Raw genomic sequence first — 24,601 nt, forward strand, 5'->3', positions numbered from 1 at the left:
GGCCAGGAGGCACGAAATGGACGTTCTCTCCATCGTCGAGATGTGGGCCTGGATCGGCTGGATCCTGCTCATCCTCGTCTTCCTCGTGTGCGAGATGCTCACCGGCGAGTTGACGTTCCTGATGGTCGCGGTGGGGAGCCTCGTCGGCCTCGTCTCCGACCTGATGGGCGCACCGCTCTGGCTGCAGATCATCGTCGCGGCCGTCGCTTCGGTCGCGCTCCTGCTGTTCGTGCGTCCGCCCCTGCTGCAACGACTGCATCGCGACGCCGACCCCCGGCCTTCCAACGTCGAAGCGCTGCTAGGTCTCGAGGGCCTGGTCCTGTCGCGGATGTCGGCGTCGGTCCCCGGACAGGTCAAGCTCTCGAACGGTGACGTGTGGACCGCGCGCGCCGAGACCGACACCCGGATCGACCCCGCCACGCGCATCGAGGTCGTCCGTATCGACGGCGCCACCGCCGTCGTCCGCGCGCGAAGCCAGGAGGCGACATCATGAACGATCTGATCCCCGTCACGATCGGGTGGGTCCTCGCGGCCGTGGTGGTGATCTTCGTCGTCGTGGTGCTGTTCCGCGCGATCCGGATCATTCCGCAGGCCCGCGCCGGAGTGGTCGAGCGACTCGGCCGCTACCACAAGACGCTCAGCCCGGGCCTGAACCTCGTCGTCCCCCTCGTCGACCGCGTGCGGCCCCTGATCGACATGCGCGAGCAGGTCGTGTCGTTCCCCCCGCAGCCGGTCATCACCGAGGACAACCTGGTCGTCTCGATCGACACGGTCGTGTACTTCCAGGTCACCGACGCTCGGGCCGCGACCTACGAGATCGCCAACTACCTCGGCGCCGTCGAGCAACTGACGACCACGACCCTTCGCAACGTCGTGGGCGGCCTCAACCTCGAGCAGGCGCTCACCAGCCGCGACAACATCAACGGTCAGTTGCGCGTCGTCCTCGACGAGGCCACGGGAAAATGGGGCATTCGGGTGGGACGCGTCGAGCTCAAGGCGATCGATCCGCCCCTCTCGATCCAGGACTCGATGGAGAAGCAGATGAGAGCCGAACGCGATCGCCGCGCCGCGATCCTGACCGCCGAGGGGTCCAAGCAGTCGCAGATCCTCGAGGCCGAGGGGCGCCGTCAGGCGGCGATCCTCGAGGCCGAGGGCGAAAAGCAGGCGGCAGTCCTGCGCGCGCAGGGCGAGGCCGAGGCGATCCACTCGGTGTTCACGGCGATCCACGAGGGCCGGCCCGACGACAAGCTCCTCGCGTACCAGTACCTTCAGACGCTGCCGAAGATCAGCGACAGCTCGTCGAGCAAGCTGTGGATCATCCCGAGCGAGTTCACCGAGGCGCTGAAGGGCATCTCCGGCGCGTTCGTCTCGCGCTCAGGCGACGACTCCCCCGCCGCTGCGTCCCCGCAGAGCTCGGCTCCGTGATGACGCGGCATCCCTACCTCTCCCCGGATGCCCCGCGTGTGCTCGCCCACCGCGGTCTGATGACGGCGGATGCCGCCGCGCACGGGGTGGCCGAGAACTCCTTCGCCGCGGTGGCCGAGGCGCACGCCGCCGGGGCCGACTACGTCGAGTCGGACTGCCACCTCACCGCCGACGGCGAGGTCGTGCTGTTCCACGACGACGACCTGCGGCGGGTCGCCGATGATCCGCGGGCCATCGCCGATGTCCGCCTGCACGAGATCGAAGAGCTGATGTCGGAGCGCGGGGGGCTCATCACGCTGGTCCAAGCCCTCGAGTCCTTCCCCGACGTGCGCTTCAACCTCGATGTGAAGGCCGCGGCCGCAGCGGGCGCGGTCGGCCGCCTCGTCGCCCCGCATGCCGAGCGCGTCCTGGTCACGAGCTTCTCCGACGAGCGTCGACGCGATGCCCTCGCCGCCGCGCGGGCCGCGGGGGCGCGGATGCGTCCGGCCACCTCGCCCGGGTCGGCGACGATCGCCCGCCTTCTCGCCGCTCGCGCGCTGCACCGAACCCGCCTGGTCCGTTCTCTCCTGAGCGAGGTCGACGCCCTGCAGATCCCCGAGCGCCAGGGGCCGATCCCCGTGATCACGCGCGGGTTGCTGCGAGACGCGCACGCCGCCGGTGTCGAGGTGCACGTGTGGACCGTGAACGACGAAGACGACATGTCCCGGCTGCTCGACCTCGGCGTGGACGGCCTCGTCACCGACCGCGCCGACGCGGCCATCGCGCTGGTGAACACACGGGGAACAGCGGCTGTCTGAGCATCCACTGTGAAACCCGTCAGGACGCGCGGAGTTCGAATAAAGCGCACAGGTGCGAACGTTATACATGGGGACCGACGAGAGGACCACAAAATGGCAGACCGCAGTCTCCGCGGCATCCGACTCGGCGCCCAAAGCCTCCAGAGCGAAGACGGCGTCGTGTTTCACGACCGTGCACAACACACCTACTCCTGCAGCACCTGCGGACGCGACACCGTCCTGACCTTCGCTGCTGACGCCGAGGTTCCCGACGCTTGGGAGTGCCGCACCTGCGGTGCCGAGGCGCTTCTTCGCATCGGCGACGGCACGGCGACCGTCGACCACAGCGCCGACAAGGCTGCCCGTACGCACTGGGACATGCTCCTGGAGCGTCGCACCATCCCCGAGCTCGAGGAACTCCTCGAGGAGCGCCTCGCGTTCGTCCGCGCTCGTCGCGGCGCGGGGAACGAGAAGCTCAGCGCCTGACGTTGACCCGCTGATTCAGACGCCGGCCCCTTCGGGGGTCGGCGTCTTGTTCGTGCGTCGCACCTGGATCCCGGCGATCAGGCCGGCGGCGAGGAGAGCGGCGATGCCGCCCCACCCGAGGACGATCTTCACGGCCGGCCCGATCACGACCGCGGGGGTGAGCCCGGTGCGCAGCGGCACGTCGGTGAGCATGTGCCCGGCGGTGTCGGGCGGCAGGGAGTCGAGCGTCGTCCCGTCCGGAGCGATCACCTGACTCGTGCCGACGGTCGACAGGTTGACCACCGCGCGGCCCGTCTCGATCGCGCGCATCTGCGCGAACGCGAGCTGCTGAAGGTTCTCGTCGGTGCCCCGGAAGTCCGCATTGTTTGTCTGGAACATGTAGACCTCGGCGCCTTCGTCGGCGCCGTCCCATACGACGTCGTCGTAGATGACGTCGAAGCAGATCGCCAGGCCCACGCCGACCCCGTTGAGGTCGATCAGCGGAGGGGCGGTTCCGGGGGTGTACTCGCGGCCAATGAGACCGATGAGGTCGGGGGCGAACGGCTCCCAGAAGGACCGGTCGGGAACGTACTCGCCGAAGGGCACGGGATGCCGCTTGTCGTACGTCGTCCCCTCTTGCCCAACCGCCGTCCACAGCAGCGACGAGTTGAACAGCTCGGAGCCGCGCTCGGTGACGGCCGAGATCAGCAGCGGGGCGTCCATCCGCCGGGAGAGTTCGCCGAGCGCCGCCGCTGTCGCGGGGTTCGAGGTGGGGTCGGAGTCGACGCCGCCCTCGGGCCAGAGCAGCACGTCCATCTTCTGGCCGAACAGCGGGGCGGATGCCGCGAGCTGCGCGTTCAACACCGCGTTGCGCGTGCGCTGGTCGAAGTACCCCGCCGGACCGTTGCCCTGCACCGCGCCCACGCGGATCGAACCCGCGTCGGTGGTGGGGAACGCGGGCAACGCCACCAGCACGACGAGCACCGCCGCCGCGGGGACCGCGCCGGTCACACGACGGAGGCGGCCACCGCGCACGAACTCGACGGCCGTCGCGCAGAAGAGCACGACGAGGAACGACAACCCCGACATGCCCACCCACGACGCCACCTCGGCGAAGGGGCCGTTCACCTGCGAGACGCCGATGCGCCCCCACGGGAAGCCGCCGTAGGGCCACGAGCCGACGATCTGCTCGCGCAGGGTCCACAGCGCCGCGACGAGGGCGGGGAGCAGCAGGAGCCGTCCCACGCGCCCCGGCGCGACGCGCGGCATCCACCGATAGGCCAGGGCGATCGGTGCCGCCAGAACGGCTGTCAGCAACGCCTCGAGGACGAACAGGGCCGCCCACGGGATGGGTCCGAGGTATCGAGCGGTGAAGAGCAAGTTGACCGAGAAGAACGCCACCCCGAAGAGGAACCCGATCAGCACGGCCGACCAGAACCGGCGGCCGATGAGGGTCACCAGGGCCAGCGCGACGGCGGGGAACGCCATCGGCCACCAGGCGAGCGCGGGGAACGCGGTGACGAGCAGCAGCCCCGCCACCACGGCGAGGGGCGCCGCGATAGCGAGGCGCAGCGGAGGAGTCCCCGCCCCCCGGGGCGTCGTCACCGCGCTCATGCCGACGTGTAGGCCACGATGCCGCGGCGCACCGAGTCGAGCGCCGTCCGCGCGGTCTTGGCGAGCGGCGGTTCGGCGACCAGCGAGATCTGATCGAGCAGGTCGATCGTCTGCTTCGCCCAGCGCACGAAGTCACCGGCGGCCATGTCGGCGAGGGTCAGCACGCTGTCGAGCGGCAGGCCCTTCGCCCACGCGTGCATCGCCGGCGCGAGGCCCGAGGCGGGCGACTCCGAGCCCGGCAGCCGGTGATCGCGTTCGAGGTCGTCGAGCTCCTGCCAGAGCGTCTGCGTGGCGTCGAGGGCCCCGCGGAAGGGACCGCGGGGCAGACCGCGCTCCCCCGGGCCCGCTTCGTCGCGACGCGGTTCGTACACGAGACAGCAAGCGAGGGCCGCAAGCGAGGGGGCGTCCAACCCCTCCCACAGTCCCTGACGGAGCGACTCGGCCACGAGCAGGTCGCGTTCGCCGTAAATGCGGCGCATCGTGCGCCCGGCACGCGTCAGCACCGTGGCACCGTCGTTTTCGATCGCGACGTACTCCAGCGCCGCGAGCACCTCGACCACGCGGTCGAACACGCGCGCGACGATGCCGGTGCGCTGGTCGATCTGGTGGCGGGTCTTGTCGGTACTGCGCTTGAGCTTCCAGTAGCGCTCCGCCCAGCGGGCGTGGGCCTCGCGATCGGGGCACGACTGGCACGGATGCCGCTGCATGCGCTTGCGCAGCGACTGGATCTGCTGCTGCCGCTCATCGCGCAGACGGCGGGGGGCCGTGGCATCCCGTCGATTGATCTTCTCGAGATCGCTCAGCTCGCGGCGGATCGTGGAGTACTCGCGGAAGTCGCCGCGGTCGCACGTCATCGCCTTCTCGTAGCCGGCGAGCGACTCCTCGGCCTCTTTCACCTGACGGGCGAGGCCCACCACCGAACGGTCGGCCTGGAACTGCGCGAACGACGACTCGAGGATCTCGCGGGCGCGCGCCCGACCGAACTGGTCGATGAGGTTCACGGCCATGTTGTACGTGGGCCGGAAGCTCGAGTTCAGCGGGTAGGTGCGGCGCGAGGCGAGGGCTGCGACCGACTGCGGGTCGAGGCCCTCGGTGAACTGTACGACCGCGTGGCCTTCGACGTCGATGCCGCGACGACCGGCGCGACCGGTCAGCTGCGTGTACTCCCCCGAGGTGATCGCGACGCGGGCCTCGCCGTTGAACTTCTCGAGCTTTTCGAGCACGACGGTCCGCGCCGGCATGTTGATGCCGAGGGCGAGCGTCTCGGTCGCGAACACGACCTTGACGAGCTTGCGGCGGAACAGCTCTTCGACGACCTCTTTGAACGCCGGCAGGAGACCCGCGTGGTGCGAAGCCATTCCGCGTTCGAGGTTGTCGCGCCACTCCCAGAAGTGGAGGACGGCGAGGTCTTCGTCCTTGAGGGTGAAGGTCAGCTCATCGACGATCTGGCGGATCTCGACGCGCTCCTCAGCCGACGTGAGCCGCACGTTCGCGCGGCGCAGCTGCTGCACCGCGGCATCGCACCCGGCCCGGCTGAAGACGAAGAAGATCGCGGGCAGCAGGTGGTTGCGCTGCAGCAGCTCGACGACCTCGGGCCGGTCGATGCGCTCGATGCGCGGGCCCTGCTGGGCGCGCAGCGGCTTGTGACCGCCGCGCCGCTGGTGGGCGTGGCGGGGGCCGCCCGCGTGACGCTGCGAGCGGTACTCCTGCGCGCGCCGGTTGTTCTCGTATCCCCCGGCGTTGCCGCCGCGGATGCGCAGCAGCTCCTGATTGACCTGCGCGGTGGCGACTCCGGCCCGGTCGTCGAACAGGGGCAGCAGATCGCCGCGTACGAGCACGTGCTGCTCGAGGGGAACCGGCCGGGTCTCCGACACGATCACCTCGGTGTCACCGCGCACGGTGTCGAGCCAGTCGCCGAACTCCTCGGCGTTGGACACGGTCGCCGACAGCGACACGAGCTTCACCGACGGCGGAAGGTGGATGATCACTTCTTCCCACACCGCGCCGCGGAAGCGGTCGGCGAGGTAATGCACCTCGTCCATCACGACGAATCGCAGACCGCGCAGGGCCGGCGAGTCGGCGTACAGCATGTTGCGCAGCACCTCGGTGGTCATGACGACGATGCGCGCCGAGGCGTTGATGTTGGTGTCGCCCGTCAGCAGGCCGACCTCGTCGTCGCCGTACACCTCTTGCAGCTCGTGGAACTTCTGATTCGACAGCGCCTTGATGGGCGTGGTGTAGAACGCCTTGTCGCCGGGCTCGAGCATGGCGAGGTGGATCGCGAACTCGCCGACGATGGTCTTTCCGGCACCGGTGGGCGCGGCCACCAGGACGCTCCGGCCGTCCTCGAGGGCGTGGCATCCCGCGATCTGGAAGTCGTCGAGCTCGAAACGCTGCATCTCGGCGAAGTCCGCCGTGTGCGGGTGCGTGGAGCGGGCGGCGGCGCGAGCGAAGCGCTCGGCCGGACTCGGTGAACTCACGCGATGGGCCCCGACGGCATCTCGGCCGCGTTGAGGCGACGGGCCTTGCGCCGGTCGAACAGCATCGAGACCCCGGCCGCCGCGAAGAACAGCACGGTGAGGATGCCGGCGAGCATCAGCATGCTGATGATGTCAGCCGCGGGGGTGGCCAGAGCCGAGAACAGGGTGGCGATGAGGATCGCCACGCGCCATCCCTTGAGGATCGCCTTGCCGCTCATGATGCCCGCCACGTTGAGCGCGACGAGGAACACCGGCAGCACGAACGCGACGCCGACCACGATCATCAGCTTGAAGACGAAGTCGTAGTAGTCGACCGCGTTGTAGAAGTTGACGCCGCCCTCGGGTGTGAAGCCCCACATCAGCTCGATCACGTGCGGGACGATCAGCAGGCCCACCCAGCAGCCCACGAAGAAGAGCGGGACGGCGGATGCCACGAACCCGACCGTGTAACGGATCTCTTTGCGCGTGAGCCCGGGCATGATGAACGCCCAGATCTGCCACAGCCACACCGGCGCCGAGAGGAAGATGCCGATCGAGAACGCGATGCGCATGCGCAGGTCGAACGCCGAGGTCACCGAGGTGAAGTTCAGCGCCGAGAAGTCGTCTCCGCGCCGCTCCGCGATGACGCGGATGGGCTCGGTGATGAGGTGGATGATCGGGTCGGTGATGATGAACGCGATCACCATGCCCACCACGAGGGCGAGCGCCGCGATCATGAGCCGCTTGCGCAGCTCGACCAGGTGCGCCCCGATCGACATGCGCTTGTCGCGCCGCGGCCCCTCGGGCACGTCGATGCGCGGCGGTCCTGCCGTCGCCACGGGTTAGACGGTGGGGTCGGTCGACCTGCGCGGCTCGGGAGCGACGGTCGGCGTGGTGCCGATGTCGGTGGCGCGCGGGGCTTCGGATGCGGCAGCGACCTCGTCGTCGCGCTTCATCTCCTTCATCTCACTCTTGAAGACTCGAGCCGACTGTCCCATGCTCTTGGCGAGCGCGGGGAGCTTGGCGGCACCGAAAAGAAGAAGGATGACAGCGAGAACGATGAGCAGGTGCCATCCGGTCAAACCCTGGAACATGAGGACTCCTCGTCTCGTTCGTGCGGTATCTCAGTCTAACCCGGGCGCTCGTCGTGCGCTCCGACGCGCGGGAATCCGGCGGGAACGGTCAGGATTCGTGCGCGTACTGCGCGAGACCCGCGGCCGCCCACGCGGCGGCGGCCCGACGGGCTCCGGTGGGCTCGACGAGCTCGACCTCTCCCCCGCGGCGCGCCGCGAGGCGCTTGAGGCTCTGCTCGTCGGCAAGCCGGAGGGATGCCACGGCCCGGCCGTCGTCGGCGTCGTCGATCTCGGCGCGCTCGAGGTAGTCGGCCAGCAGGGGCGCCACCTCTCGGGGGAAGCGGAAGCGCGCGACGACCTCGTCGTCCGTCGGAGCGAACAGCTCGGGCACGGGGTCGGCACCGTGCGCGGCCGGGATGTCGGTGACGCGGGCGTCGCTGACGCGGTCGAGGTGGAAGGTGCGCACGGCCTGGCGCAGGTGATCCCAGCCCTGCAGGTACCACTGCCCGTTCGCGATGTGGACCTTGATGGGGTCGACCGTCCGGCTGATCGGCTCGGCCCCGGGGGCGCGGTAGGTGAACGTGACCGCGACGCGCGAGCGCAGGGCCTCGTCGACCACGTCCCGGACGCCGTCGACCGGCCCGGGGGCGACGATCACCGCGGCGGGCGCGGTCGATGCGCCCCGCGCGAGCTTCGAGAGGAGCCCGGTGACGAGCTCGCTGTCGCCGAAACCCGGGAGACTGCGGGCCAGCTGCAGCCCGGCCAGAAGAGCGGCCGCCTCGCGCGCGGTCAGGCGCGGGGAGCGCTCGAGCCCCACGGTGTTCGTGATGGCGATGACGTCGTCGCGGTCGAGCAGGTCCCAGTCGATGTCGAAGAGGTCGTGCGGGAGCTGCCAGTACCCCTGCTCGCCGGGGAGGCCGATCACCGTGAGACGCTCGACCATCGCGCGCATCTGATCGGGGGCGACCTCGAACTCCGCGGCGGCCTCGGCCACCGACACCTCGCCCTTGCCGAGCAGGTACGGCACGAGTTGGAGCAGGAGCGCGGCGCGATCCAGTGCGGCGACGGGGCGATCGGTGCTCACGCGGCACCTCCGTGCAGGGCGAGGGTGGCCTCGAGCCGTCGGATGACCTCGGCGCGCAGGTCGGCGGGTTCGACCACCCGCACCTCGGGGCCGTACGAGGCGAGCTCGTCGGCGAAGACGTGGAGGTCGACGTAGGGCACCCGGATGCCCTGGGGCGCCTGTTCGGCGCGGCGGTCGAGGCGCAGGGCCGCCTCGGTGCCGGGGTGCACCTCGAGGAGGGCGCGCTGGCGTGCGGCGACGGCGCGTAGGCCCTCGAGGGCCCGTTCCCCCGCCCCCTCACGCAGCTCCGCGGGGAAACCCTTGCGCGTGAGCGTCACCTCGCCGACGATCCGCGAGAGCAGGAACGTGCGGTCGGCGTCGACGTTCAGGTCGTAGCCGTAGACGTGCCACCGTGCCTCGTACTCGACGAGCGCGAGGGGCTGCACGCGGCGCTCGCGCGGTCGCGCCTCGCCGGGGCGCAGGTAGGTGAAGGTCACGACGCGGCACTGCTCGATCGCCCTCTGGAGAGCGGCGAACGACACATCGCGGACGCGGATGCGCGGGGCGTAGCCGATGATCGGCTCGTCGACGGCGATGCCAAGGGCGCGGATCTTGCGCAGACCGCTGCGTGCGTCGGCGGAGAGGGACTCGCTCCCCCACACGCCGCCCGCGATGTTCAGCAGCGCCACCTCGGCGGGGCTGAAGGTGATGTCCTCGGGCAGCGCGTACTCGGCGGTCGGCACGCGATAGCGCGCCTCGCGGAGGTCGTCGGGGTCCGCGCGATTGCCGATCGTCTCGATCGGGACGCCGAGGCCGCGCAGGCTCTCTTTGTCGCGTTCGAACATCTTCTCGAGCGCGTCCTTCGACGCACCCGCCTCGAGCTGCTCCCGGTAGCCGGCGACGGACGACAGGATCGTGTCCTTCGTCAGCCCCTGCTCGGTCGCCATCAGGGCGACGACGAGGTTCACCAGACGCTCCTCGGGAGCGCTGCGGGACACGGTGGCGGGCACCCGCCCATCCTAGGCGTCGACCGCCCGGCCGGAACGGCACGGGGCGCCTCGCGACCCCCGAGAGCCCGCTCCGCGCGGACCGATCGGGGGATGCCGATCAGCTGACGGTGCCGAGGACGTCGATGACGTAGACCAGTGCCGAGTTCGCGGGAGCCTTGAGCACCTGCTGGTCCTGGGCGGTCTGGTCGGCGGGGACGACGATCAGCACCTGCGATCCGACCGTCGCGCCCTCGAGGGCCGAGGCGATCGCCGGCGGGAGCTGCGACACGGTCGCCTGGCCGGGCGCGCCGTTCTTCCAGGTCGAGGCGAAGGTGGTCGTGGCACCCCACGCGACGCCCTGGACGTGGATGACGACCGAGGAGTCCGCGGTCAGCACCTCGCCATCGCCCTTCTTGATGGTCTGCGAACGCTGCTGCGTGGGAGCGTCGCCGGCGGGCATGACCACACCGGGCGTGCCGTCCGGGGCGCGGACGACCGAGGGCATGCCCGAGTCGGCGTTGTACTGGTCGGCACCGTCGGCCGCGGGGAGGAAGACCTTGCGCACGTCGAAGACGAAGACCGCTCCGTCGCCCTCGCTCACGCCGAGCGCCTGAGCGCCCTGGGCGCCGAGGTCGGAACCGGGGATGGCGACCGCGACCCGCGAACCCTCGGCCACGCAGTGCAGCAGCGGAGCGATGGACGGGATGGCCTGCGTCAGCCGGGGCAGCGGCGTCGCCGACTTCACGTCGGACCCGTACGTGGTCGCCACGAGCTGCGAGCCGGTGGCGGCGTCGAGCACCGTCACGTCGACGAGCGAGAGCTGGTCGTCGCTCGTGATGCGCTGGCCGTCGCCCTCGATGAGGGTCTGGGTCCCGGCCGCCTCGGGCACGAAAGGAGAACGCACCGAGACCGTGGGGGCGGTGCCGAAGTCACCGCTGGCGTCGACCACCGAGGCGATCGCACTGTCGGTGGGCGTCGGGCACGACGAGGCGGCGGATGCCGAGCACCCGACGAGGCCGAATCCGGCCAGGGCGGTCACGGCAACGACGGCGGGGAGTCTCTTCACCCGCCCAGTTTAGGTGCTCCTGCGGAGCTCACCCGACGCTTCACCCGGGGCGTTACCCCGACTCGGCCTCACCCGCGGACCGACCGGTCGTACCCGCCACCGACTGGCGGACCCCCTCGGCGGACTTCTGCGCCTCGCGCACGCGCTTGCGCAGGTTCTTGTCGGTGATCTGGCGGTCGCCGACGGCACCGGGAGTCCACAGTTCGACGTCCTCGTCGCCGTAACTCGACTTCGAGGCGCGGCGCTTGACCTCGGGCGGGACGGCCCCCGGGGCGAGGCGGCGCGCGGTGATGAGGAAGCCCGTGTGAGCGACCATGCGGTGGTCGGGGCGGACCGCGAGCCCTTCGACGTGCCACCCGCGGACCATGGTCTCGCTGGCATCCGGCTCGGTGAACAGGCCGGTGGCGCGGATGTACTCGGCCACGCGGCTCAGCTGGGTGGCGGTGGCGATGTAGCAGAGCACCACGCCGCCGGGCGTCAGCGCGTCGGCCGCGGCGTCGATGCACTCCCAGGGCGCGAGCATGTCGAGCACGATGCGGTCGACCGAGGCCGGGGCCACGGCATCCGGGAGGCTCTCGACCAGATCGCCGACGACCACCTCCCACGTCGCGGGCATCTCGCCGTGGAACGTCTCGACGTTGGCGCGGGCGACGTCGGCGAACTCCTCGCGGCGCTCGAACGACAGGAGGCGACCGGCCGGACCGATCGCGCGCAGGAGCCACAGCGACAGCGCTCCGGAGCCGACACCGGCCTCCACGACCGTGGCCCCCGGGAAGATGTCGGCCTGCGCGAGGATCTGCGCGGCGTCCTTCGGGTAGACGATCGCGGCGCCGCGCGGCATCGACATGACGAAGTCGCGCAGCAGCGGGCGCACGGCCAGGTAGTCGTGACCAGAGCTGTTGGTCACCACGCTGCCGTCGGGCTGGCCGACCAGCAGCTCGTGCTTCAGCACGCCGTTGTGGGTGTGCAGCTCGCCCGCCTCGCGCAGGGTGATGGTGTGCATGCGGCCCTTGGGGCCGGTCAGCTGCACCCGGTCGCCGACCCGGAAGGGGCCGCTCAGGTGGGGGGTCTCGCTCATCGGGTGACTCGTGTCTCTTCGGGGTGGATCGGGGTGTGCGCGGCGTGGAGCGCCCGCAGGTCGGACGTCGTGCGACCCTCGAGGCTCGGCCACAGGGCGTGCGCCCCGAGCCCCTCGAGGGACACCATGAGGGGCACGCCCAGCGACACGGCACCGCTCGCGAGGGCGGAGCGCAGGCCGTTCGGCGAGTCCTCGATCGCCACGGTGTCGCGGATGTCGACGCCGAGCGCCGCGGCCGCCTGCAGGTACGGGTCGGGGTACGGCTTGGGGCGTTCGACGTCGTCGCCGGCGACCACGAGGTCGAAGGCCGGGAAATCGATGAGCTCCACCACCGACAGCGCCATGCGGCGCATCGACATCGTGACGAGGGCGGTCTTGACGCCCGAGGCGCGCAGATCGGCGAGGAGCTCGCGGGCACCGGGGCGGAACGGCACACCCGTCACGGCGAGCTGGCGCTGCACCTCGTCGGTCAGGTACGAGATGATCTCGTCGACGCCCCAGGGCACGCCCGCGTTCTGCAGCAGCCGGGCGGAGTCCTCGAGGGCCAGGCCGACCATCCCGAGCGCCTGCTCGTGCGACCAGGTCCCCCCGAAGCGCTCCACGAGCGGGGTCTCCGCGGCCATCCAGTACGGCTCGGTGTCAACGAGCGTGCCGTCCATGTCCCAGAGGACGGCGGCGGGAGCGGGGGAAGTCATCGCTCCATCCTATTGAGGGCCCGGTGCGCACCCGTCCGGCCCCCGTGCCGTTCGCCGGGCGGGACCGGCTCGCTCTCCGCGGGTGCGCCTATCCTGGAAGCCAGCCCCGACGGGGCAGAGGAGGTTGCGTGGACGCACTGGGTCGCCGGATCATCGTCGCCGCTTTCGACGGGTGGAACGATGCCGGAGAAGCCGCATCGGCGGCGGCATCGATGCTGCGCGCCGACGTGGAGTACGAGGTCGTCCACTCGGTGGACCCCGAGCTGTACTTCGATTACCAGTACACCCGCCCCCAGGTCGGATTGGATGCCGAGGGCCGCCGCACCCTCACCTGGCCCGAGGCCACGCTCCTGCGCCCCGTGAAACGCTCCGACGACGCCGAGATCTGGCTGCTGGTCGGGGTGGAGCCCGCGCGCGCCTGGCAGGCGTTCGCCGCCGAGTTCATCGACGTCGCCCTGCGCGAGGACGTCACGGGCTTCGTCGCCCTCGGATCGATGATGTCCGACGTCCCGCACACGCGCCCCATCTCGGTCTTCGCGGGTAGCGACAACGAGGGCGTGCGCCAGAGCCTGGGCCTGGAGCGGAGCCTGTACGAGGGGCCGGTCGGCATCCTGAGCGCCATCGGCCATGTCTCGGAGACCGTGGGCATCCCGACCGCGAGCCTCTGGGCGAGCGTTCCCCACTACGTCGCCGGGCACACCCCCTCGCCCAAGGCCACGCTCGCCCTGCTCGAGAAGCTCGAGTCGATCACCGGCATCGCGGTCCCGCGCGGAGACCTCGAGAACGAGTCGCGCCTGTGGGAGGCCTCGATCGACGCGGCCGCAGCCGACGACGACGAGATGAGCGAGTACATCCGTCAGCTCGAGCAGACCCGTGACACGTGGGACTCCCCCGAAGCCTCGGGAGACGCGATCGCCCAGGAGTTCGAGCGCTACCTGCGCCGCGGCGGCGACGGCCCCACCAAACCCGGACGCGAAGACCCGCCCCGACGCTGAAGACTGCCCCGCCACCGACACGACGAAGGCGCCGCCCCGAACGGGACGGCGCCTTCGCGGCATCCGGGGTCAGCCGGTGATGGCCGAGTACGCCGGCAGCACGCCGAGGGTCAACAGCACCATGATGAGCACGCCGAGAGCGACGCGGTAGATCACGAAGGGCAGGAAGCTGCCGCGCTTGAGGTACTGCATGAGGAAGGCGATCACGACGTACCCGACGACGAACGCGATGATCGTCGCGATCGCGGTCTCACCCAGGCTGTACGGGCCGGTGCCCTCGTCGAAGCTCTTGTACAGCTCGAAGAAGCCGCTGGCGAAGACCGCCGGCACCGCGAGGAGGAACGAGTACTCCGCGGCCGCCGTGCGCTTGTACCCGAGGGCGCGACCGAGGGTCGTGGTCGCCCCCGAACGGGAGACGCCGGGGACGAGCGCGAGCGCCTGAGCGACACCGAAGGCGATGCCGTGCGGGTACGTCAGGTCGTCGAGGTCGCGACGGCGCTTTCCGTAGTGGTCGGCGAGGCCGAGCAGGATGCCGAAGACGATCAGCACCACCGCGGTGATCCACAGGCTCCGGAAGTTGTCGCGGATGAGGCTCTGCAGGAGCACACCCAACAGCGCGATCGGCAGCGTGCCGATGATGACGAGCCATCCCATGCGGGCATCGGGGTCGGTGCGCGGCACCTTGCCGGTGAGCGAGCCGAACCAGCGCGAGATGACGCGCACGATCTTCTTGCGGAAGTAGATCAGCACGGCGAGCTCGGTGCCGATCTGCGTGATCGCGGTGAAGGTCGCACCCGGGTCGGTCTTCGACGGGAGGAACTCGCCGACGATGCGGAGGTGGGCGCTGGAGGAGATGGGGAGGAACTCGGTCAGGCCCTGGACGAGCCCGAGGATGATGACCTCGAAGATGTGCATGCGGTCCTTCAGTACGTGCGGATGAGGTCGGCGAGAACTCGCTGACCGAAGGAGAGCGCGTCGATGGGGACGCGCTCGTCGACACCGTGGAACATTCCGGTGAAGTCGAGACCGGCGGGCAGACGCAGCGGTGCGAATCCGTAACCGGCGATGCCGAGGGTCGACAGCGCCTTGTTGTCGGTGCCCCCGCCCATGAGGTACGGCAGGACGGGCACGCCCGGGTCGTGACGGCCGAGCTGAGCGACCATGGCGTCGACCAGGTCGCCCGAGAACGGCACCTCGAGCCCGATGTCCTGGTGGACGATCTCGATCTCGATGTCGGGGCCGATGATGCGGCGGATGTCGGCCAACGCCGCCTGCTCGGTGCCGGGCAGCACCCGCACGTCGATGAGCGCCTCGGCACGATCGGGGATGACGTTGTGCTTGTACCCGGCGGTGAGACCGGTCGGGTTCGTCGTGGTGCGCAGGGTCGAGCGGATGAAACTGGATGCCGCGCCGGTGCGCAGGGTGAGCGCGTCGGGGTCGCCCGCGTCGTCACCGGTGATCTCGGCCAGACCCTCGAGGAGCTGGGCGGTCGTGTCGGTCAGGCGGATCGGCCACTCGGTGCGACCGAGGGCCGCGACGGCCTCGGCGAGCTTCGTGACGGCGTTGTCGGCGTGCAGGCCGCTGCCGTGGCCCGCACGGCCGCGGGCGACGAGCTTGATCCACACGAGAGCCTTCTCGCCCACCTGGAGCAGGTACGCGCGGCGGTCGCCGACGGCGATCGAGTACCCGCCGACCTCGCTGATGGCCTCGGTCGCGCCGGCGAACCACTCGGGCCGGTCGCGGATGACGAGCGCCGAGCCCTCGACGCCGCCGTTCTCCTCGTCGGCGAAGAACGTGACGATGATGTCGCGCTCGGGCTGCTCCCCCGCGCGGAGCACGTCGGCCACGGCGGTGAGGATCATGGCATCCATGTCCTTCATGTCCACCGCCCCACGACCCCACAGCACGCCGTCGCGGATCTCGCCGGCGAACGGATCGACGCTCCAATCGGCGGCGACGGCGGGAACCACGTCGAGGTGGCCGTGGAGGATCAGGGCGGACTTGTCGGGATTACGACCCGGGATGCGGGCGCAGACGTTGGTGCGACGGTCGACGGGCTCGTAGTACTCGACCTCGAGACCGAGGGCTTCGAGGTACGCGCCGACGTACTGGGCCGCCTCGCGCTCGCCCTCGGCACGGCCCCCGCCGTAGTTCGAGGTGTCGAACCGGATGAGGTCGCGCGCGACGCGGGCGACCTCGGGGATGTCGGATTCGAGCTCGGGCATGCGCACTACGGTACCGGGGACGAGCGTCGCGGCCCGCCGCGCGTCGCCCCGAGACGCGCCCGGGAAGCGGCACCGATTCGAGGCGGGGTCGGTAGCGTGGTAATGTCGTTCTTCGTTGCGAAAGCGGCAAAACACCCAGATGCGCGGGTGGCGGAATAGGTAGACGCGCTAGCTTGAGGTGCTAGTGCCCTTTAACGGGCGTGGGGGTTCAAGTCCCCCCTCGCGCACACACGAGTAAGACCCCCCGGGTTTATCCCGGGGGGTCTTCCTCATTTCTGCGCAGGGTCGGGCGTGCAACCCGTGCAGGGTCGGGCCGGCGCCGCCGGAGGGTCCGCGCACCGTTCAGCGAACCGATAGCCGCCGCTTTTTCTCGGCATAGCCTCCCTCCCTACGTTCCTTGCTGATAACGGTTCTCATTCCCCGAGAACCGATCGCGAAGGGACACCGACCTCCATGAAGACAGCGCGCACCGTCGTCGCCGCCACCGCCTCCGCCTCGCTACTGACCCTGGTCCTCGCCGGGTGTGCGACAGGCGCGTCGTCGACCTCCCCCGCCGCGACCACCGACTCGAGCCCCAAGGTCACGGTCGTCGCCGGCGAGAACGAGTACGCCGACGTCGTGCAGCAGATCGGCGGGGATCGCGTCGACGTCTCGGCGATCCTGAGCGACCCCAACACCGATCCGCACACGTTCGAGGCGAGCGCGAGCGTGGCCAAGGAGGTCGCCGGCGCGAAACTCATCGTGCAGAACGGTCTCGGCTACGACGACTTCATGTCCGATCTCGAAAAGGCCTCCCCCGACGACAGCCGATCGGTGATCGTGGCACAGGACGTGCTGGGCCTCCCCGACAGCACCGACAACCCCCACCTCTGGTACGACCCGAAGACCATGCCCGCGGTCGCCAAGGCCGTGGCCGACGCGCTCAGCGAGCTCGACCCGGCGAGCGCCGACGCGTTCCACGCGAACCTCGCCACCTTCACCGCGTCCCTGTCGGACTGGACCGACGCGCTCTCGGCGTTCGCGGAGGACCACCCGAAGACACCCGTCGCGGTGACCGAGCCCGTCGCGGACTTCATGCTGGACGCAGCGGATGCCGACGTCGAGACGCCGTGGAACCTGCAGGCCGCGATCATGAACGACACCGATCCCTCGGCGCAGGACACCGCGACGCAGGACGCGCTCTTCACCGGCAAGCGGGTGAAGGTGTTCCTCTACAACCAGCAGGTCACCGACGACACGACCGACAAGTACCTGCAGCTCGCCAAGGACAACGGCATCCCGGTGGTCGGCGTGTACGAGACGATGCCGGCGAACCACCACTACCAGGACTGGATGCTCGACGAGGTGAAGGCTCTCGAGACCGCCGTCACCCAGGGCACCTCCACCGAGCACCTGTGAGCGAGGCGTCCCCGCGCCGCAATCCCGACGTCGTCCTCCGGGCGCGCGGGATCGCGGTGCGTCTCGGTGGCAGGACCGTCCTCGACGACGTCGACCTCGACGTGCCGCCGGGGGCGATCGTCGGGCTGATCGGAGCGAACGGCGCGGGCAAGACCACCCTGCTCCGGGTGCTGCTCGGCATCCTGCGCCCTCAGGCGGGACGGGTGCGGCGTCCGGATCGACGCGCGGGCATCGGGTACGTGCCGCAGAAAATGAGCCTCGACCCGCAGGCGCCGCTGCGCGCCCGCGATGTCGTGATGCTCGGTCTCGACGGGGCTCGGCTCGGCATCCCTCTCGGTCGGCGTCGCCTGCGCGGGGCGGTCGACGCTGCGCTGGCGCAGGTGGGCGCGTCGGATTTCGCCGACGCGCGGGTGGGCGAGCTCTCGGGCGGACAGCAGCAGCGCGTCCTGCTCGCGCACGCGATCGTGAGCCGTCCGACGCTGCTGGTGCTGGACGAGCCGCTCGCGAGCCTCGACCCGGTCAGCGCGAGAGACGTGGTCGCCCTTCTCGACGACCTGCGGCGCCGTTCGAACGTGGCGATCGTGGTCACTGCGCACGATCTGACCCTGCTGCTGCCGGTGCTCGACCGAGTCGCCTACCTCGCGGGAGGGCGTGCCGCGGTGGGCACTCCCGCCGAGGTCGTGCGCGACGACGTGCTGAGCGCGCTGTACCGCTCGCCGATGCGGGTGATCGAGACGGCCGGGCGCACCTTCGTCGTCGCCGATGACGCCGTGACGCACGCGTGAGCGCGGTGCTCTCGGCGTTCTTCGCGAGCCCGACGGTGCAGACGGCTCTCGTGGTCGGAACCGTGGTCGCCGTGGTGTCGAGCGTCGTCGGGGTGTTCACGATCACGCGGGGTCAGTCCTTCGCCGGTCACGCGCTCGCCGACCTGGGTGCGGTCGGAGGGTCGGGGGCGTTCCTGCTCGGCGTGAGCCAACTGTGGGGGTTCGTCCTCGCGGGGGTGATCTCGGCGGTCGCGATGGAGGCGATCGGCACCCGGCGGCTGGAGGGGCGCGATGTGGCCACGGGCGTCGTCTTCGGTGCGGGCATGGGGCTGACCGCCCTGTTCCTGACCCTCGACACCCTGATCGGCGGATCCAGCAACGCCGCGATCTCGGTGCTGTTCGGCTCGCTGTTCTCCCTCGACATCGCCCTCGTGCCCGTCATCGTCGCGCTGGGCGTGGTCACCTTCGCGATCGTCGCCGCGATCTGGCGGTGGGTGACGCTGGAGACCCTCGACCGGGACCTTGCTGCTGCGCGCGGTGTCCCCCCGCGGACGGCGAGCACGCTCTTCCTCGTCGCCCTCGCCCTCGCCGTCCAGTTGTCGTCCCTGTCGATCGGGGCGATCCTGTCCACCGCACTGCTGATCGGACCCGCCGCGACCGCGCTGCTGTTCACGCGGCGTCTGAGCACGGCCGCGGCGCTCGCCGCGGTCATCGCGGTGGTCGAGGTGTGGTTGGGGTGCCTGGTGGCCTTCGCGAGTTTCGACTGGTTCGGGGGCAGCAGCTGGCCCGTCAGTTTCACGATCGTCGCGGCGGTGTTCCTCGGGTACGTCGGGGCGCGTAGCGTGACGGCCCTGCGTCCCCTCGGGCACCGGACGGCGGTGGGGTGATGTTCGCGCCGTACCTGATGACCGCGTGGGCGGGAGGGACGATCGTGGCGGTGGTCGCCGGCATCGTCGGCTTCTTCGTCGTGCTGCGCGGCAACGCCTTCTTCGCCCATGCCGTGCCGCACGGGGCGTTCGCCGGGGCGGCGGGGGCCGTCCTCGTCGGGGTCAACCCGCTGGTCGGACTGGGCGTCTTCGCGGCGGGCGGGGCGGTGGGCATCGTGCTCCTCGGGCGCCGGGCGCGGCACGATGTCGTTACGGCCCTGACGCTGGTGACGATGCTCGCGCTCGGCGCCCTGTTCCTCAGCCGCTCACGCGAGTACTCGGCGCAGGTCTTCGCCCTGCTGTTCGGTCAGATCCTCGGGGTGTCGCCCGACCAGCTCGCCACGATGGGCCTGCTCGGAATCGGCTGTCTCGCGCTCGTCGCGCTCATCGCGCGGCCCCTGCTGCTGGCATCCGTCTCGCCCGCCCTCGCCGCCGCGCGCGGAGTACGCGTCACGGGAGTGGACCTCGTGTTCGCCCTCGTGATCGCTGCGGCGACGACGGTGAGCGTGCCGATGGTGGGCGCGCTGTTGATGTTCGCGCTGCTCGTCGGTCCCCCGGCGGCGGCGCAGGCTCTCGCGCGCACACCCGGGCAGGGGATGACCCTCTCGGTCGCCCTCACGCTCGGCACGGTGTGGGCGTCGATCGCTCTGGCGGTCGGCACCGACCTGCCGATCGGTTTCTTCGCCACGGCCATCGGGGCGCTGCTGTACGCGGGGGCACGCGTGGCGGCGCGTCGCCGTCGTCGTCGTCGGGAGGGACGATCCCGGATGCCGTGACCCGGCGCCGTGACCCCGTGCGATGCGACCCCGGCCGGTGCCCTCGTGGTGACGATGCGAACGACGCGCGCCGCCACGCCGCCCGTGACGGCGCGGAAACACCCGCGTGACATCGGCCGCTTAGCGTCGGGGCATGCCCGCGTTCTCCGTACCGACGATCGACATCTCCGCCTGGGTGGGACCCGGCTCCCCCGACGCGCGCGCCGCGGTGGTCGCCGCGATCGACCACGCGTGTCGCACCGTGGGCTTCATGCAGGTGGTGGGTCATGGCATCCCGGATGCCGTGATCTCGGAGCTGACGGGAGGGCTCGACGAATTCTTCGCCCTGCCCCTGGAGGCCAAGAAGGCGTACGTGCGGCCCGCGTCCGAGAATCGCGGGTACAGCCCGCCGAAGAGCGAGTCCCTGAGCTACAGCCTCGGCGTCGATCCGGTGACGCGGATGAACGACTTCTTCGAGGCGTTCAACGTGGGGACCTCGGCCGCCGAGTACCCGCGGAGCACCGCGACGTCGGCGGACTACGCCGAGAACACCTGGCCCGCCGAGACGCGCATCTTCGAACCGGCCGTCCGCGCTTACTACGGCGAGGCGCGACGTGTCGCACAGACTCTGACGCGGATCTTCGCGGCAGCCCTCCGGGTGCCCGACGACTTCTTCGACGACGTGACCGATCACTCCATCGACGTGCTGCGCATGAACAACTACGCCCTCCCGCCGGGCTCGATCGAGCTGGGGGCGGAGCTGACCGGCATGGGCGAACACACCGACTTCGGTCTCGTCACCGTCCTCTGGGCGGATCAGGTCGCGGGACTCCAGGTGCTCGGCCAGGACGGCTCGTGGAACGACGTCTCGCCCGCCCGAGGCGCTCTGCTCGTCAATCTCGGTGACGTCGCGGCACGCCTGACGAACGACCGGTGGATGTCGACCCTGCACCGGGTGAAGCCACCGGTCGTCGACGGGACGATCGAGCGTCGACGGTCGGCGGCGTTCTTCCACGACGGGAACGCGGACGCCGTGATCGCCCCGCTCCCCCACTTCGTCTCGGCCGGGGCCCCGGCGCTGTATGAGCCGGTGACGGTGCGCGAGCACATCGCCGCCAAGCTCGCCGGATCGCGGGCGGGGCGGAAGAACGTCGGCGCCGCGCGCGAGGCCGCGCGGGTCACGGCGGCGAGCCGGGGCTGAGCCGACGCGACCGCGGGGCCGCGGGCGGGAGTCGAGCGCGACGCGACCGCGGGGCGCCGGCGGCGGGGGCTGGAGGTGAGCGCCGCGCGGCGGGCGCTGCCCCGAGGCAGCGCCCCTCGCCGCGTCAGCCCGCCGACACGCCGAACAACAGACCCAGCACGTAGGTGACCGCGGCCGCGCCGAAACCGATCGCGAGCTGGCGGAGTCCGCGCTTGATCGGCGAGGCGCCGGAGAGCAGACCGACCATGGCGCCGGTCCCGATCAGCGCGATGCCGACGAGACCCAGGGCGAGGGCCACGGCCGGGAAGCCGGCCATGCCGAAGATCCACGGCAGCACCGGGATGATCGCGCCCGAGGCGAAGAACAGGAAGCTCGACAGGGCCGCACCCCAGGCGCTGCCGACGACCTCGTGCGACGACTCCCCCGGTGCGGCCGCGGCGGGTGCGGTACCGGCCTGCGCCGCGGTGACCACGTCGCGGGCCTTGTCGAGAGCGGCATCCGGGTCCATCCCGCGCGTGCGGTAGACGAGCGCGAGCTCGTTGGCATCCAGGTCGAGGTGAGGAAGAGCGGAGTCGGCGAAGTCGCTCTCCTCGGTGGCTTCGAGCAGCTCGCGCTGCGACCGCACCGAGACGAACTCCCCCGCGCCCATCGACAGGGCGCCGGCGAGCAGGCCCGCGATACCGCTGAAGAGCACGAAGCTGGGGGCCACGCCGGTCGCCCCGACGCCCATCACCAGGGCAAGGTTCGACACGAGACCGTCGTTCGCGCCGAAGACGGCGGCGCGGAAGGTTCCCGAGAGGCGTCGGCGCCCGCGTGCGGCGAGACCGCGGACGACTTCGTGGTGCACGCGTTCGTCGGCGGCCATCGCGGGAGTCGCGTAGGGCTCGTCGGCGTAGGGCGAGCGGGCCTCGGCGTTCTGGGCGAGGGCGAGCACGAAGATCGAGCCGAAGCGGCGGGCCATCCACGCGAGAAGGCGGGTGCCGATGCCCGGCGCGGGCAGGCGCTTGGGCGCCTCCCCGAGAAGATCGACCCAGTGCTGCTCGTGGCGGCCCTCGGCCTCGGCGAGGGCGAGCAGGATGTCGCGTTCCTCCCCGGTGCGGCGCGAGGCGAGCTCGCGGTAGACGCGCGCCTCGGCGCGTTCGTCGACGAGATAGCGCGCCCAGCGGCGGCGATCGCGGGCGGTGGGTGTGGCGGGGGTCGTCACGGGTGCTCCTTCGGGTCGTCCCCACCGTAGTGAGGCGGATTCACCCCCTCGGGCGCGTCGGCCCACACTGACAGCATTTCGGCCCCCCGAAGCCCGGAAAGACGCGGATGCCGAGGCCACGGTGCCAGCATTTCGGGGTCGCGAAACCGGGGGTCGCGGGGGGCGGAAGGCGGGGCGGGGCCGAGCCGTTTCGGACCCGGGTCAGGAGTGCACGCGCTTGCGCAGCACGTCGATGCGCGCCTGCAGCTGCGCGACCGTCGCGTGCGAGACGGCGGGGCCGCCGCAGATGCGGCGGAGCTCGGCGTGCACCAGGCCGTGCGGCTCGCCGCTCTGGCGGGCGTACAGACCGACCATCGTGTTGAGCAACTGGCGCTGCTCCTTGAGGGTGCGGTGCAGGGGCGCCGGGAGCCCGCCATCGTCGACCGAGGGCGGCTCGACACCGCTCTCCTTCTCGGTCGCCTCGCGGGTAGAGCGGTGGCGCGACTGCCGCGTCGCGCGCGACATGAGCACCTCGTGCACCTGTTCGGGTTCGAGAAGACCCGGGATGCCGAGGAACTCCTCCTCCTCGATGGTGCCCGGAACCGCGAGCTGGCCGAACTCCTGCCCGTCGAACAGCACGCGGTCGAAGTGCGCGAGCGAGCCGAGCGCCTGGTACTCGAATTCCTGCTCGAGCGCGTCGGAGGCTTTGTCCTCGCGCTCGGCGGCATCCATCATGTCTTCTTCGGCGTTCCACTGGTCTTCCGCGTCGCTGTCGCGGTCGAGGGCGTGGTCGCGCTGCGCCTCCATCTCGCCGGCGAGGGCGAGCAGCTGCGGGACGTTCGGCAGGAACACGCTCGCGGTCTCACCGCGGCGGCGTGCACGCACGAAACGGCCGATGGCCTGGGCGAAGAACAGGGGCGTCGACGCGCTCGTGGCGTACACGCCGACGGCGAGGCGCGGGACGTCGACGCCCTCGGACACCATGCGCACGGCGACCATCCAGCGGCTCGTCCCCTTCGAGAACGTCTCGATGCGTCCCGACGCCTCGGCCTCGTCCGAGAGCACGATGGTGACCTTCTCGCCGCTGATGTCCTCGAGGATGGCGGCGTAGGCGCGCGCGGCGGTCTGATCCGTCGCGATGACCAGGCCACCGGCATCCGGAACCGTCTCGCGCACCTCGGTGAGGCGGCGATCGGCGGATCGGAGCACCGCGGGGATCCAGTCGCCATTGGGATCGAGCGCCGTGCGCCACGCCTGCGAGGTGATGTCCTTGGTGTTGTCCTGGCCGAGCTGGGCCTCCATTTCCTCGCCCGCCTTGGTGCGCCAGCGCATCTGACCGGCATAGACGAGGAAGAAGACGGGGCGCACGACCCCGTCGTCGAGGGCACGGCGGTAGCCGTAGGCGTAGTCGGTGCGCGAGAGGCGGATGCCCTTCGAGTTCGGGTGGTACTCCACGAACGGGATGGGCGCGGTGTCGCTGCGGAACGGGGTTCCCGACAGCAGCAGGCGGCGCGTCGCGCGGTTGTAGGCCTCGCGCAGGGCGTCGCCCCAGCTGAGCGCGTCGCCACCGTGGTGCACCTCGTCGAGGATCACGAGCGTGCGGGCGTCCATCGTGAGGCGCTGGTGCACCTCGGCCTTCACCGCGACCTGCGCGTAGGTGACCGCGACGCCGTGGTACTGCCGCGAGGGCGTGGCGTGCCGGTTGGAGAAGAACGGATCGAGCCGGATGCCGACACGCGCGGCCGCCTCGGCCCACTGGGTCTTGAGGTGCTCGGTGGGGGCGACCACGACGATGCGGTCGACCACGCGACGACGCATGAGCTCGGAGGCGAGGCGGAGGGCGAAGGTCGTCTTACCGGCGCCCGGGGTGGCCGCCGCGAGGAAGTCCCGCGGACCCTTGCCGACGCCGTCGGGCCCGTCGGAGCCGAAGTACTGATCCAGCGCCTCGGCCTGCCAGGCGCGCAGACGCTGCGCGGTTCCCCACGGCGCGCGCTGCGGGAACGACGGCGAGAGGTGCTCGGCCGCGAAGGAGCCGAAATGAGGCTCGACCCCGTCGAGAGCAGGGTCGGGAATCGCCCCGGGCGCCGGTTCGTCGGCGACGGGCGCGGTCGCGTGGGACGGGTCGACGACGGGGGCCGCGTCCGCGGGCGCGGATGCCGGGACGGCGGGCGCGGAGGAGGCGTCGGGGCTCGCGACCGGACCGGGGGTGGCGACCGGACCGGGGGTGGCGACGGGACCCGGGCTGGCAACGGCACCGGGGGTGGCAACGGGACCGGGGGTGGCGACGGGACCCGGGCTGGCGATCGGGCCGGGGCTCGCGACCGGACCCGGGCTGGCAACCGGGCCGGGGTTCGCGACCGGGCCGGGAGAGGCGATGCGCGGAGTCGCCGCTTCCGCGGCCGAGCTCGTGTGCGGGAGGGCCGAGGTGCGGGCTTCTTCTTCCAGCATCGA

The 24,601-nt window shown here is 70.9% G+C and carries 23 protein-coding genes and 1 tRNA gene; 11 read left to right on the forward strand and 13 right to left on the reverse strand.

Features of this window, described 5'->3' with window-relative positions; all coding sequences use genetic code 11:
* The first annotated feature begins 16 nt into the window (after window positions 1–16).
* The 4 genes from QBE02_RS03165 to QBE02_RS03180 all read left to right on the forward strand — a co-directional run bounded on the left by QBE02_RS03165 (window position 17) and on the right by QBE02_RS03180 (window position 2,687).
* Window positions 17–493: an NfeD family protein gene (locus tag QBE02_RS03165; RefSeq protein WP_279367094.1), complete on the forward strand. Its 477-nt coding sequence runs from the start codon at window positions 17–19 to the stop codon at window positions 491–493.
* The gene (locus tag QBE02_RS03170) at window positions 490–1,425 is read left to right on the forward strand and encodes an SPFH domain-containing protein (RefSeq protein WP_279367095.1); all 936 of its coding nucleotides are present in this window, start codon (window positions 490–492) and stop codon (window positions 1,423–1,425) included. The genes QBE02_RS03165 and QBE02_RS03170 overlap by 4 nt, the downstream gene beginning before the upstream one ends.
* On the forward strand, window positions 1,425–2,222 hold the full coding sequence (locus tag QBE02_RS03175) for a glycerophosphodiester phosphodiesterase family protein (protein ID WP_279367096.1): 798 nt from the start codon (window positions 1,425–1,427) through the stop codon (window positions 2,220–2,222). The genes QBE02_RS03170 and QBE02_RS03175 overlap by 1 nt, the downstream gene beginning before the upstream one ends.
* A gap of 93 nt (window positions 2,223–2,315) precedes the next feature.
* Window positions 2,316–2,687 carry an RNA polymerase-binding protein RbpA gene (locus QBE02_RS03180; protein ID WP_056231926.1) on the forward strand — a complete coding sequence of 124 codons (372 nt, stop codon included), beginning with the start codon at window positions 2,316–2,318 and terminating at the stop codon, window positions 2,685–2,687.
* A gap of 15 nt (window positions 2,688–2,702) precedes the next feature.
* On the opposite strand, the gene lnt is transcribed toward QBE02_RS03180, so the two are convergent.
* From lnt to QBE02_RS03225, 9 genes are all read right to left on the reverse strand, one after another.
* On the reverse strand, window positions 2,703–4,280 hold the full coding sequence (gene lnt / locus QBE02_RS03185; RefSeq protein WP_279367097.1) for an apolipoprotein N-acyltransferase: 1,578 nt from the start codon (window positions 4,278–4,280) through the stop codon (window positions 2,703–2,705).
* Complete coding sequence (locus QBE02_RS03190) at window positions 4,277–6,760, reverse strand: DEAD/DEAH box helicase (protein WP_279367098.1); 2,484 nt, start codon at window positions 6,758–6,760, stop codon at window positions 4,277–4,279. The genes lnt and QBE02_RS03190 overlap by 4 nt, the downstream gene beginning before the upstream one ends.
* A complete protein-coding gene (tatC, locus tag QBE02_RS03195; RefSeq protein ID WP_279367853.1) occupies window positions 6,757–7,518 on the reverse strand; it encodes a twin-arginine translocase subunit TatC in 762 nt (253 codons plus the stop codon). Before tatC ends, QBE02_RS03190 begins: the two co-directional genes overlap by 4 nt.
* 63 nt (window positions 7,519–7,581) lie before the next feature.
* Window positions 7,582–7,833: a Sec-independent protein translocase subunit TatA gene (tatA, locus tag QBE02_RS03200; RefSeq protein WP_056231943.1), complete on the reverse strand. Its 252-nt coding sequence runs from the start codon at window positions 7,831–7,833 to the stop codon at window positions 7,582–7,584.
* Window positions 7,834–7,921: 88 nt separating this feature from the next.
* Window positions 7,922–8,896, reverse strand: a complete 975-nt coding sequence (locus QBE02_RS03205; protein WP_279367099.1) for a WYL domain-containing protein — start codon at window positions 8,894–8,896, stop codon at window positions 7,922–7,924.
* On the reverse strand, window positions 8,893–9,885 hold the full coding sequence (locus tag QBE02_RS03210; protein ID WP_279367100.1) for a helix-turn-helix transcriptional regulator: 993 nt from the start codon (window positions 9,883–9,885) through the stop codon (window positions 8,893–8,895). Before QBE02_RS03210 ends, QBE02_RS03205 begins: the two co-directional genes overlap by 4 nt.
* A gap of 97 nt (window positions 9,886–9,982) precedes the next feature.
* Window positions 9,983–10,930, reverse strand: coding sequence for an FKBP-type peptidyl-prolyl cis-trans isomerase (locus QBE02_RS03215; RefSeq protein WP_279367101.1), 948 nt, complete (start codon window positions 10,928–10,930; stop codon window positions 9,983–9,985).
* 52 nt (window positions 10,931–10,982) lie between these two features.
* On the reverse strand, window positions 10,983–12,008 hold the full coding sequence (locus tag QBE02_RS03220; protein ID WP_279367102.1) for a tRNA (adenine-N1)-methyltransferase: 1,026 nt from the start codon (window positions 12,006–12,008) through the stop codon (window positions 10,983–10,985).
* The gene (locus QBE02_RS03225; RefSeq protein WP_279367103.1) at window positions 12,005–12,703 is read right to left on the reverse strand and encodes an HAD family hydrolase; all 699 of its coding nucleotides are present in this window, start codon (window positions 12,701–12,703) and stop codon (window positions 12,005–12,007) included. Before QBE02_RS03225 ends, QBE02_RS03220 begins: the two co-directional genes overlap by 4 nt.
* Window positions 12,704–12,831: 128 nt before the next feature.
* On the opposite strand from QBE02_RS03225, the gene QBE02_RS03230 reads away from it, so the two are divergent.
* On the forward strand, window positions 12,832–13,698 hold the full coding sequence (locus QBE02_RS03230) for a PAC2 family protein (protein WP_279367104.1): 867 nt from the start codon (window positions 12,832–12,834) through the stop codon (window positions 13,696–13,698).
* Window positions 13,699–13,767: 69 nt separating this feature from the next.
* Here QBE02_RS03230 and QBE02_RS03235 read toward each other — a convergent pair whose 3' ends face one another.
* Together QBE02_RS03235 and QBE02_RS03240 are read right to left on the reverse strand one after the other, a co-directional pair.
* Window positions 13,768–14,613, reverse strand: coding sequence for an undecaprenyl-diphosphate phosphatase (locus tag QBE02_RS03235; protein WP_268103923.1), 846 nt, complete (start codon window positions 14,611–14,613; stop codon window positions 13,768–13,770).
* A gap of 8 nt (window positions 14,614–14,621) precedes the next feature.
* Window positions 14,622–15,923 (reverse strand): M20/M25/M40 family metallo-hydrolase, encoded by a 1,302-nt coding sequence (locus QBE02_RS03240; RefSeq protein ID WP_279367105.1) that lies wholly within the window; start codon window positions 15,921–15,923, stop codon window positions 14,622–14,624.
* Between the two features lie 141 nt (window positions 15,924–16,064).
* On the opposite strand from QBE02_RS03240, the gene QBE02_RS03245 reads away from it, so the two are divergent.
* The 6 genes from QBE02_RS03245 (at window position 16,065) to QBE02_RS03270 (ending at window position 20,967) form a co-directional block, all read left to right on the forward strand.
* Window positions 16,065–16,150, forward strand: a tRNA-Leu gene (locus QBE02_RS03245).
* A 226-nt stretch (window positions 16,151–16,376) separates the two neighbouring features.
* The gene (locus QBE02_RS03250; RefSeq protein WP_279367106.1) at window positions 16,377–17,321 is read left to right on the forward strand and encodes a metal ABC transporter solute-binding protein, Zn/Mn family; all 945 of its coding nucleotides are present in this window, start codon (window positions 16,377–16,379) and stop codon (window positions 17,319–17,321) included.
* On the forward strand, window positions 17,318–18,106 hold the full coding sequence (locus tag QBE02_RS03255) for a metal ABC transporter ATP-binding protein (protein ID WP_279367107.1): 789 nt from the start codon (window positions 17,318–17,320) through the stop codon (window positions 18,104–18,106). Before QBE02_RS03250 ends, QBE02_RS03255 begins: the two co-directional genes overlap by 4 nt.
* Complete coding sequence (locus QBE02_RS03260) at window positions 18,103–18,972, forward strand: metal ABC transporter permease (RefSeq protein ID WP_279367108.1); 870 nt, start codon at window positions 18,103–18,105, stop codon at window positions 18,970–18,972. The genes QBE02_RS03255 and QBE02_RS03260 overlap by 4 nt, the downstream gene beginning before the upstream one ends.
* A complete protein-coding gene (locus QBE02_RS03265; protein WP_268103918.1) occupies window positions 18,972–19,787 on the forward strand; it encodes a metal ABC transporter permease in 816 nt (271 codons plus the stop codon). The genes QBE02_RS03260 and QBE02_RS03265 overlap by 1 nt, the downstream gene beginning before the upstream one ends.
* A gap of 133 nt (window positions 19,788–19,920) precedes the next feature.
* Entirely contained in the window at window positions 19,921–20,967 is a 1,047-nt protein-coding gene (locus QBE02_RS03270) for an isopenicillin N synthase family dioxygenase (RefSeq protein WP_279367109.1), read from the forward strand.
* A gap of 124 nt (window positions 20,968–21,091) precedes the next feature.
* Here the strand turns inward: QBE02_RS03270 and QBE02_RS03275 are convergent, their stop codons facing one another.
* The gene (locus QBE02_RS03275) at window positions 21,092–22,171 is read right to left on the reverse strand and encodes a VIT1/CCC1 transporter family protein (RefSeq protein WP_056231992.1); all 1,080 of its coding nucleotides are present in this window, start codon (window positions 22,169–22,171) and stop codon (window positions 21,092–21,094) included.
* A 201-nt stretch (window positions 22,172–22,372) separates the two neighbouring features.
* Window positions 22,373–24,598, reverse strand: coding sequence for a DEAD/DEAH box helicase (locus QBE02_RS03280; RefSeq protein ID WP_279367110.1), 2,226 nt, complete (start codon window positions 24,596–24,598; stop codon window positions 22,373–22,375).
* Window positions 24,599–24,601: the final 3 nt, after the last annotated feature.

It is taken from the genome of Microbacterium testaceum, from assembly GCF_029761935.1.
In the GTDB taxonomy this organism is placed as follows: domain Bacteria; phylum Actinomycetota; class Actinomycetes; order Actinomycetales; family Microbacteriaceae; genus Microbacterium; species Microbacterium testaceum_A.